The sequence below is a fragment of the Bradyrhizobium sp. 147 genome (genome assembly GCF_023073935.1).
Lineage (GTDB): Bacteria > Pseudomonadota > Alphaproteobacteria > Rhizobiales > Xanthobacteraceae > Bradyrhizobium.
Map to the genome: position 1 here is coordinate 1 of NZ_JADPKL010000056.1, position 9,803 is coordinate 9,803.

Here is a 9,803-nt window from a genome sequence, read left to right on the forward strand (position 1 = left end):
GAGTTCGTCGTTCACAACCTTTTCCATTACAAATCGCACAAGCTTGGAGCGGGAGATTCCACGTTCCTTTGCTGCCTTCTGTAGATACTCGACTTCCAAGGGAATAACGATGTTCTTGATGGCCACAACGTGTCCGATGCTCTTTGTTTGCTCTCGTTTCTTGACCAGCAAAGTTGGTGAGAATTGGAAAGCACTGTGACAATCGACCAACGTATACACACCCAAGTTCTGCAGGATGCTGCATTGAAAACGGTACGAATTTACGTCACACCAGCAAAGAACACCTTCAATCATCGCGGCGCTGGTGTCCTGGTCTATTGCCATTGCGGCCATCATGTCGCCCTGGACGCCGATCGATGGCCTGACGAGGTGCGGCTGTCCGACATTGAGCCGCTCTTCGTCTGTCTAAGCTGCGGCAGCCGCGGCGCCGACGTCCGGCCAGACTTCGAGCGAGGCAATCCCCGGCTCGCGATCTTGGGGCACCGCGCGGATTCCTAAGGAACAAAGGCCGCCATGGGTCGCTTGTGAGTCCCGCTAAGTCCCAGCCGAGCTGGCGGAGCGGCCCCGGCACGACCCTCCAGCTCCCCAGTAGCCGGGGCCGGCTCTCCGCATTGCATCAGCTCGGCCGAAGCTAAGCAAAGCGCTCGGTTTAAGCGATTTGCTGCGACGGTTGGCAGTGACTGTAATCGGCGTGCTGGAACCGCCCGGCGACAACTGGCGTTTTCCGAAAGCTCATTGGTGCCTCAGGCTGAGCGCCTCTAGCTGCACACGGGTACACGCCATGCCGCGCAATGCCATTTGAACGCCCGAGGAACATGAAGCACTGCGCAATCTTCTGCAGAGCGGCGTGTCGATCTTGCGGGTATCGGCGATGCTGAGGCGCCCTACTGCAACGATACGTAAAAGCACGGGCTATGGGAATGGCCTTCCCCACCAAAAGCGAACTGAAGAGACGTAGATTGGCTAAAGAGGCAAGCGCCCGAGCCGATGCAGGCTTGCAGCCATCGAGCTGAATTTTCGTAGGCCATTCGCGTTACCGGAGGAGATCGCCGACGCGCTGGCAGAACGTGGACCATTTCATCCGCTGCCCAATCTGCGAAAAGATGCTGGATATGCGCGACTGTGCGGCGGATGCGGCAGCCGCGGAGCTGAGGTCAGGCCAGATTTCGATAGCTGCAGGCCGCCCCAATTCGCGATTCAGAAATGAGGCATTCCCGCCCTGCCCGCCGTGAGGCTGCGACAGCTGGACAGTAGCCCACAAAAAGGCGGCCTCAGCAGCTGGGCGCAGCTGAGGCCGCTAGGGTCTGCTCCGGAGCTCTTGGGGACTCCGGAGCAGAGAGCCAATTGGCGAAATTGCCACTTGTTCCCGACTCGTAAAAAGCTCCGAAATTCCTTATCTTTCGCCGATGCGGATGGCTTACGAGCTCTGCCTAGCAACCGCTGGCAAGCAGGTCCCCTCAGGGCCGGACTGGTTCCATGAAGTAAAGCACGATGGCTACCGAATGCTGGTCATTCGGGAGGACAAGCGCGTTCGTCTACTCTCCCGCAACGGGACCGACTAGCGCTATCCTTGGATCGCCGAGGCGGCGTTGAAGAACCGAGAGAAGCACTTCGTCGTCGGTGAAGCCGTGATCGTAGGCGTCGACGGCATCTCTGACTTCGACGCCCTGCACTCCCGCAGGCACGACCATGAAGTCCAGCTCTACGCTTACGACGTGCTGGCTGTTGGTGGCGAGGACCTACGCGATTTGCCGCTGCATTTGCGGAAGACAAAACTGGAGCGGCTACTGGCGCGACGACCGGATGCCATCACCGTCGCTCCTTTCGAGCGCGGCGAGATCTGACCTGACTTGTACCGCGCTGCGTGCCGTATGGGCCTTGAGCGTTTTCCAAGCATCGCGATCGGCCGTATCGTGGCGGCCGGCAGAAGCACTGGATCAAGGTGAAGAACCGGACGCACCCAGGAATGGGAAGGGAGCTATGAACTCCGTCTGATCGGGATCAGCCCGCAGAACTCGCACGGTCGAATTTAATCTGGTTGCATATCATTTGAGAAGCCGCCTCTACGTGTTGAGGACGACGATATCAGCGGCGCGCCGCGTACGTGGTGGTGCGTCGGGCGGCCCTGGTGCGTCCGCAGGCCAGCCCCCGGATGCCCGGGGTCGTTCCTAGCAAAATGCCATGGGATTCACATTTGATGGTGCGGGAACATCGACCGCGATTGACCATCCCTTCACCGGGGCTGGCGCCTTTCATCCCGGATTTATTATAACCCGGTAGGGCCGCTGTTCCAGAGCAGCGGCCCTTGCTTTTGAACCCGCTAGCCGTGAACCCACCCGAGGGGCGTTACCCTTTCAGGCGCCTACGATCCATCGCCGCCTTGATCTCGAATGCGGCGACGATTGCCGCGCACACTGTTATGCCAGTATGAGGATCATTTCGACCATACTGGACTAACACCGAGGTGGGGCGCTTAATCCAGCCCGCCAGCGTGAACCATGCCAGGCCGCCAACTGAGGCGGCCTTACTTATTTCCTCCGACACACGAAGACGCGGAGTCGCTAGTTTTCCGAGCGAAACGCAAGCGGGCGAGATCTCGCGGTCCTGGCGCTGAGCGCGCTTGCAATTAGGGCAGACAAAGAGGTGAGCGATTATCGACGGCGGATTGTCTCGCACCAACTCGGACCGAAACCACCTCATGCCAATCTGGCAATTAGGGCAGATCGGAGCTTCAAACTGCCCCCGCGCGTGCTTTAGCCGGTCCATGCATGCCCCTCTGTTTGGGAAAGACTAGCAAGGCACGTTGGCCAGCAAAGTCTCAAACGATACAGAACTCAAATTAGGCCCCTGCGAAATCAAACTGGGCCAGTAATGTCGGAAACAGGCCAGTCCAGAAACGAGAACAAAGCGGCGCCGCCAGCGTGAACCGGCGGGCCACTGAGGCGGCTTAATGCGGAGCCTTGTATTCTCGGTTAAGCAGCTCCAGTCGTCGTTGGAGCTCTTAGTTCTTCGCCACTAGCCGCTCGGCGAGAATATCATTGACGACCGTGTGCAGTTGCCACAGCTCTTCGAGAGACATGCTTTCAAACGGCTTCCGCTCCATGAATCACCCGACCCACGCGTTGCCATAGCTTGGGCTTAGAAGCGGGAGCCTGGCAATTCTGTGTAGGTTGAGAGGGAAGGTTATTACAGGTGCGGCGCCGGGCCACCTTCATGAAAGCCGATTTGCTCGCCCTCAACCGAAAACGCCGCAACTCAGCGTGCGCCAGTCGATTCCGCAGGTTGGCCAATTCGGCCATCTGACTTTCGAGAAATGCAAATCGCTTCTGCAGTGAAATGGCGCGATGGAAAACAACTTGATCAAAGGTACTCAACATTATCCCTCAACCCAATAAAATGATTTAAAGTACGCGAGGTATCGTGACAGAATTATCACTGCGGTTAATGTTCACTAGTGTGCACAAATAAAAAAATGCTCGCCAGCGTGAACCGGCGGGCCCGTCACATTGCTGTAGCACGGGCATTGCTCTTATTCGGATGACTGGGATTGCTGGACCCGGTTTGAAACAGGGCGTCGCCCGGACAATGTATTTCGAGCTCGGCGGCGTATCTTTAGATTGTTGCCGGCTCACGCCATTACGGCCCTGGTCCAGTCCAGCGATCTCACCTGCTCCAGTAAGCCGTTATGATCTCCGATGCCCGAAAGCTCGCTTGCCTCAGCCGGGTCGTCCTCCTCCCCGTCGCGGTCGTCCTGCTCGCGATCATTGAGGCCACCTAGGATGCCGCTGGTGGTCCAGCCTAGCGACGGCTCATCGTCCTCACCCGGCTCGGAGCCGTCGTGCTCGTTCTCAAGATCTTTGGTGCCGCCGTCCGCCAAGCCGTCTGATCGCCCGACCACTTGCGACCAGCCGCTCCGTAGCAGGACGGATGCCGTTCGATGCTGCCAAGGAAGGGCCCCGTCCCCATCGTCCTCGTCGTCACTCTCATCGAGTTCCAGATCATCTCCGAACGGGTTTATCCGACCGTCCGATAACCAGCCCAGCGACGGGCTGGCGACTTGGTCGGCGTCCGCATTCAACCGCCCATGGCAAGCAGATAGACGACTGGCGACGGCAACACGAGATCTACGGGGACGGGCAGAAGCCATCCGCCGGCTCGTCGAGTTGGGGCTAAAGGTAAAACGATGAGCCTAATAAGGCACCTGTGACGAAAGCCTCCTCCGGATGTATGAGACATCAGACAGCAGGTCTCTGCCGATCGGCGCACCGGGAGCCCCTGTCGTTTGCTAGGGAATGATTCTCGAGAGCGGGCGGAGACGCTGGAGCGGGAGATGCGGCAGCGCGGCGTCCATTTTCATCTGATCGATTGGTCGTAGCCTAAAAGCGGGACTGTCGCACTTTTCCACGTTATCCACAGTCCCGAGTTTGCACGAACTTGACATCCCGGTTGATTTGAACCGGCGCGCGAGTCACCTTCGACTTCTCCGCTTGGTTTCTGGAGGGGGAATCCATGGACAAGGTCGAGAGGACTTTCGTGCTCATTGCACTGGCCGGCTTCTATGGGACAATTGCTGGCCTGACTTGGCTGATCGCGAGCTAAGGCCGATCGCTATAGTGGAAGGGCTAAGACCGCCGGAGAGGATAACTTCAGAAGCACGGTCGCCAAGCTGTTCGGCTACAGCCTGATTTGCCACTGCGCCGGCCTCCTGGCGGTACGTCAAAGGAATACCGGCTAAATGCTTGCTGCAATGGAGGCCTTTCGGACGACGCAGTCCCCGATCCGGCCATCCGCCGAGGGCGGGCAACGTCCTCGCGGCCAGTCAGGCGTTTGAGACCCAGAGCTCCCTCTTGGCGAAAGCCTCAAGCAACGCTCGCCGCATTGCTAAAAAACGTAGATCGTCTTTAAGAATGTCCGGGTCGTCGCTAAACTGAATTTCGCTGCAAGGAGCCAGCGTGCAATGGCGAGCGTGGGGGGCCAATTGGGCCCACAGTCGGTGTCGTCGATCGCACAGATCGGATGCACGAGCTAAGGGTGGCAATGATCGTGCCGCCGCGATAAAAGTGCAATTGTCGTCAACCAACACGCGGGCGACGCAGCACTCATCTGGCGCGGCTGCTCTGGGAACGGGAATACGCTTGGGGCCAATACGGATTGTTCAAGCACATGGCGGGCAGTCCCGCCGCCGCTGCTTGACACTGATCCCAAGACGTAAATTTGCACTCGAAATATGTGCTGCCACCCCAGACCCACCTTTGCAGGCAAACCGGATACTTGGGATCGTAGGTTTGCGCTGTTGCAGGCACAATCGCCGACAATGCCGTACCGCCGAGCAACAACCAACGTAGCAGTTTGCGCATGGCCCGCCTCATTGCCAATCGACCATCTGAGAACCTAATAGGCGCACCAACGGGCAAGTCGGTCAAGGCAGGCCAGCTTGTGAATCGCTGGCAACGTCCCCCCAGAACAAGTGGACAAGGCTAAGCCTGCACTTTTTGAATCCCTGCTCTGTGCTATGCGCCGGAACGACGGGCTTGGACGGCGATTCCTTCCGCGTCGATGGAGTTCGTGATGTTGATGTTCCGGGAGCGACGCCCTGCGTATCGCACGATCGAAGGCTGGGCTCGGTCCGTGTTGTTGGAAGCTGGCGCCATCCGCGAGTGCGAAGAGCACGGTTGGATGCAAGACCGCACGGATCCGCACGCTCGTGATCGGGCTTTCGAAATTGCTCGGCAGCATCCTCCGGCCGGGATCTCACCTGAGGCGGCGGCTGCCGCGGTAGCGGAGGCTCTGCACGGCATCGGCGGCACTTGCCCCGAGTGCCTGCCCGACGAGAGGCACTGACGGTGGGCGATTCGGTTCGGGGGTTTCACTTCGACTGATCCTGAGGTCTGGCTGCGCCCGACTCACAGACCCGCAAGATTGACCTCACGGGCTAGACGAAGCCCGTGCGCTCTGCCTTTAGAAACGGACGTAAAGACTGCATCTACGCATCTCGGCTTTGGGCGATCGGCGACCTTCGTCGCGTTGCCGATGGAGTTTGCGGCATTGGGCCGCCTTGCAGTCCAATCCGGCCCCTGCTCAGCCGCGACGGCAGGCAGAAAACTGCCGAACAGCACTTCATTCGTGCCGGTTGAATATACCGCTCCGCCGCTCGGCACTGTCGGCGAGTTTGTCCCATTCGGCCGCCAGCCGCAACCAGCCCTCCTTGTCGTGTTCGGTCAAGGCACGCTCTGCCATAACGCGGCATTCCTCCGCTCTGCTCCGAAAACGTTCGGCGTCTGATAGGGGCACCGCACTTCCTCAGCCTTGGATGTAGAACCTGAGCAAGTAGAGGCGGTTCCCCAGTGACTGAGTACACACGTGCGGAGGCAGGAACGAATCAGCGCGGACGCGTTGAATCCGGCATGTGTGCCGTGGCCTTGCGTCAGTACCGTTCGGAAGTATCGCGCGTCCCCCGCGCCCGCAAAGCTGCTATTCCAGGTTACATCGAGCCGTGTGATCCCACGCTGCGCGAGAATCCGCCACCCGGGACGGATTGGGTCTACGAGATCAAAGCCGACGGCTACCGCGCGCAGCTCCACCTCCGAGATGAGGATGTCAAAATCTATTCGCGCACGGGGCTAGACTGGACCGAACAGTTTTCCTCGACCGCAGCGAGCGCGCACCGGCTTAAAGCAAACAGCGCGATTATCGACGGCGAGGCCGTGGTGTATGGCAGTAGCGGTCTGCCCGACTTTCAGCAGCTCCGGCGCGAGCTCGGGCCGAAGCGCAGCGAGCGTGTGCGCTACCATGCGTTCGATCTCTTGTACCTTGACGGCTACGATCTGCGTGACGTCGCATATGAAGATCGCAAGCGTTTGCTGCAGCACCTTCTAAAGGGCGCACCCGAGACTTTCATCTACGTCGAAGCGCTTGAGGCCGACGGCAAGGTGGTCTTCGAGAAGGGCTGCAAGCTCGGCCTTGAGGGCCTCATCGCCAAACGGCTGGGCCAACCCTACCGCTCCGGGCGACAGGAGTCTTGGATCAAGCTCAAGTGCAAGAAGAGCGATACCTTTCCGATCATCGCCTTCGTAGAAAAACTGGGAGCCCGTCCGCGTAAGGTCGCCTCGCTCTACGTGGGTCGCCGGGAGAACGGAAAACTCGTCTACGCGGGCAAGGTCAGGAGCGGCTACACAGAGACAGCCGCGCGCGAACTGCGCGAACGGCTGGATCCTCTGATCCGGCGAACATCACCGCTCGATATCCCGATCAAGAAGCCGAAGGCGACGTGGGTTGAACCGACGGTGGACGTCGAGGTGGAGTATGGGGCGCTGACGGACGACGGCCTGCTGCGCGAAGCGGTCTTCAAAGGGCTTAGAGACGATCTCGCGCTGCAGAAGGTGAAGGCGCCACGGCTGGTGCCCTCCTCGGCCGGACGGCCGAGGCTCGCCGTCCCCAAAGAAAACATCCTCCAGCTTCTTCCCGATGCGGTGGCTCCCTCAAAGGACGAACTCAGCGACTATTGGGGGCGGGTCTGGAAGAAGGCGCTGCCGCACCTCGGCCGTCGCCCGCTCAAGCTGGTGCGCCATGTGCACGGCACGACGTTCTATCACAAAGGGCCGCTGCCTAAGGACATTCCACCCGCCGTGCACCAGTTGCGCATCAGAAAGCGAGAGGGCGGCGAAGGCACCCGGCTATGGGTCGATAGTCTTGAAGGATTCCTGGGCCTCGTCGAGATCGGTGCTGTCGAGCTGCACCCCTGGAACTCTCTCGTTGAGGACTTCGAGCATGCTGACCGCATCGTGATCGATCTCGATCCCGGCGAGGGTGTCGGGTGGGACGCAGTGGTGGAGACGGCGCTCGATCTGCGCAGTCTAATGGCGGATGAGGGCTTCGACACCTGGCCCAAGCTCACCGGCGGTAAAGGTATTCATCTGATGGCGCCCTTGGATCAGCCGGTGCTGCACGACAAGGCGCACCGGATCGCGCAACAGCTCGTCTCCGCGCTCGCGGCGCACAATCCTGACCGTTACCTGCTTTCGGCCCAAGCCAAGCGGCGCGGCCGGATCTTTCTAGACTATTTGCGCAATGGCCGCGGCACCACCGCGATCGGCACCTACTCGCCGCGGGCGCGTGAGGGCTTTCCGATCGCCGCGCCCGTGACCTGGAAGCGGATCGAGAACGGGATCGCGCCGGATGCCTTCACGATCGAGAACCCATTCCGGGTCAAGAGGAGGTGACCATGGCGGATACATTCGACCGCTGGATCGAGTGGGCCAACAACCCGCCGGGCCAAAGACGTGGGCTTCCCTCCGATGTCCACGCCAGCGTGATGTCGCTGGACAGAGAGGATCGTACTGACCGAGAGAAGGTGAATGCCGCCGTCGAGCATCGAGCCGAGTTGCGGCGAACGGGGCGGACTGCCTGGATCTATCTCGACGACTTCGATCGCGGAACACAACGGACCATAGGCGATCCCGAATGGGTGAAGGTGTTCGCGTCCGCCGAAGCCGCCGACAGATGGTTCGACAAGCACGATCCGGAAGGCGTCGCGTGGGAGTACGAGATCGACGGCGGGCCGCGGCAAGCGTCTGTCTGGATCTTCCTCGTCGATGAAGGCTCCAGAAAAATCGGGGACCGGGCCTGGATCAAGCTGTTTGCCTCGGAAGAGACCGCCGAGAAATGGCTTGAGCAGAACGCCCCGAGCGGCCAGTCTTGGGAATATCCGGTCGAGGACTGAGACGTGAGCACGTTCGTGGACAGTTCGGTCTGGTTCGCCGCGGCCGTCTCGCGCGACGCAACAACGAGCTCGCCAAGTCCATTCTACTCAGCCTCGATGGATGGAGGCTGACGGACCACGTGCTCGCCGAGACCTGGCAACTGCTGTCGGCAAGGTTCGGCAAGGAGGTGGCGGATACGTTTTGGGGCCGGCAGTCCGGCGCCGTCGTCGAGCCCGTCACCGCCAGCGATCTCGAGGCGGCTTCGCAGATCCCGGCCGCGTACCCCGATGACGAGTTTTCCCTCGTCGACCGCACCAGCTTCGCCGTGATGGAACGGCTCGGCATTACCCAGGCTGCATCCTTCTGCCCCTCCTTCGCGAGGTACCGTTACGGCGTTCACAAGAAGCCCTTCCGGATCGTTCGCTCAGGTCACAGCGCTGCCTTCGCGGCCCTAAGGGAAGCCATCCTTCACCGGAGGCCGCTTCGATTGACCTATGGGGGGAAAGAACTGGTGGTCTGCCCGTACATCCTCGGCGACGCAGTCGGGGAAGAGCGGGCATTCGTCCTCGCCGTGGATGGGACCGGCGAGCGGAAGGAATCAGAACGGGGATATTGGATCTGCCTGCGGCTTGCGAAGATCCAGAACATCGAGACTCTTGACTGCCCATGGGTCGCCCGAGCATATCCTGGGCCGGTGCAGCGATGTGTTGATCAGGTTCACTTGGATGTACGGCGCAGCCGCATGTCTGTCGGATGAATAGCATCCGCATGCCGCTGTTAAAATGGTACGGCCGACCGGCCTTTGCACGAAAGCTTATGTATTGCGAGCCGCAGTCCATGCAGCTCGCGCGGCTCCTACGCTCAATAGCGCGTCCAAGTCCGCGTCCGCTCTACCGACGATAGTCGACATCACAAAAAGCGTGGTTCGGCATCGGGCCAACTGTGACCTGCGCATGCCTACCTCGGCCCGCGCACGCCGCCGCGATCGTCGTTACTTCTTCAGGATGTCGGGCGACGTGGAAAATTGACCCCCTGACGACACGAGGAATTGACCCCCTCGCGACACGGTCAGAACGGGGGTTTTATGCAGCGACTCAGTTCAGG

At 60.2% G+C, this 9,803-nt stretch carries 8 protein-coding genes and 1 pseudogene; 6 read left to right on the forward strand and 3 right to left on the reverse strand.

From position 1 onward, the window contains the following. On the reverse strand, nt 1–336 hold a 336-nt coding region (locus IVA87_RS13235; RefSeq protein ID WP_247333804.1), incomplete at its 3' end, for a hypothetical protein. On the opposite strand from IVA87_RS13235, the pseudogene IVA87_RS13240 reads away from it, so the two are divergent. Together IVA87_RS13240 and IVA87_RS35350 are read left to right on the forward strand one after the other, a co-directional pair. Then, nucleotides 304–498 (forward strand): annotated as a pseudogene (locus tag IVA87_RS13240) (hypothetical protein); the annotation flags it as partial. The gene IVA87_RS13235 and the pseudogene IVA87_RS13240 overlap by 33 nt on opposite strands. A gap of 1,091 nt (nt 499–1,589) precedes the next feature. Continuing rightward, a complete protein-coding gene (locus IVA87_RS35350) occupies nt 1,590–1,844 on the forward strand; it encodes a hypothetical protein (RefSeq protein WP_346658353.1) in 255 nt (84 codons plus the stop codon). 1,784 nt (nt 1,845–3,628) lie between these two features. Here the strand turns inward: IVA87_RS35350 and IVA87_RS13250 are convergent. Further along, a complete protein-coding gene (locus IVA87_RS13250; RefSeq protein WP_247333793.1) occupies nt 3,629–4,147 on the reverse strand; it encodes a hypothetical protein in 519 nt (172 codons plus the stop codon). Nucleotides 4,148–5,099: 952 nt separating this feature from the next. Next, nucleotides 5,100–5,369, reverse strand: coding sequence for a DUF3551 domain-containing protein (locus IVA87_RS13255; RefSeq protein WP_346658354.1), 270 nt, complete (start codon nt 5,367–5,369; stop codon nt 5,100–5,102). A 199-nt stretch (nt 5,370–5,568) separates the two neighbouring features. Between IVA87_RS13255 and IVA87_RS13260 the strand changes: the two genes are divergently transcribed. The 4 genes from IVA87_RS13260 (at nt 5,569) to IVA87_RS13275 (ending at nt 9,456) form a co-directional block, all read left to right on the forward strand. Continuing rightward, on the forward strand, nt 5,569–5,841 hold the full coding sequence (locus IVA87_RS13260; RefSeq protein WP_247333798.1) for a hypothetical protein: 273 nt from the start codon (nt 5,569–5,571) through the stop codon (nt 5,839–5,841). A 563-nt stretch (nt 5,842–6,404) separates the two neighbouring features. Further along, nucleotides 6,405–8,219 (forward strand): DNA ligase D, encoded by a 1,815-nt coding sequence (gene ligD, locus IVA87_RS13265; RefSeq protein ID WP_247333801.1) that lies wholly within the window; start codon nt 6,405–6,407, stop codon nt 8,217–8,219. A gap of 2 nt (nt 8,220–8,221) precedes the next feature. Further along, on the forward strand, nt 8,222–8,719 hold the full coding sequence (locus tag IVA87_RS13270; RefSeq protein WP_247333802.1) for a hypothetical protein: 498 nt from the start codon (nt 8,222–8,224) through the stop codon (nt 8,717–8,719). A gap of 119 nt (nt 8,720–8,838) precedes the next feature. After that, entirely contained in the window at nt 8,839–9,456 is a 618-nt protein-coding gene (locus IVA87_RS13275) for a hypothetical protein (RefSeq protein WP_247333803.1), read from the forward strand. The last annotated feature ends 347 nt before the right edge of the window (nt 9,457–9,803 follow it).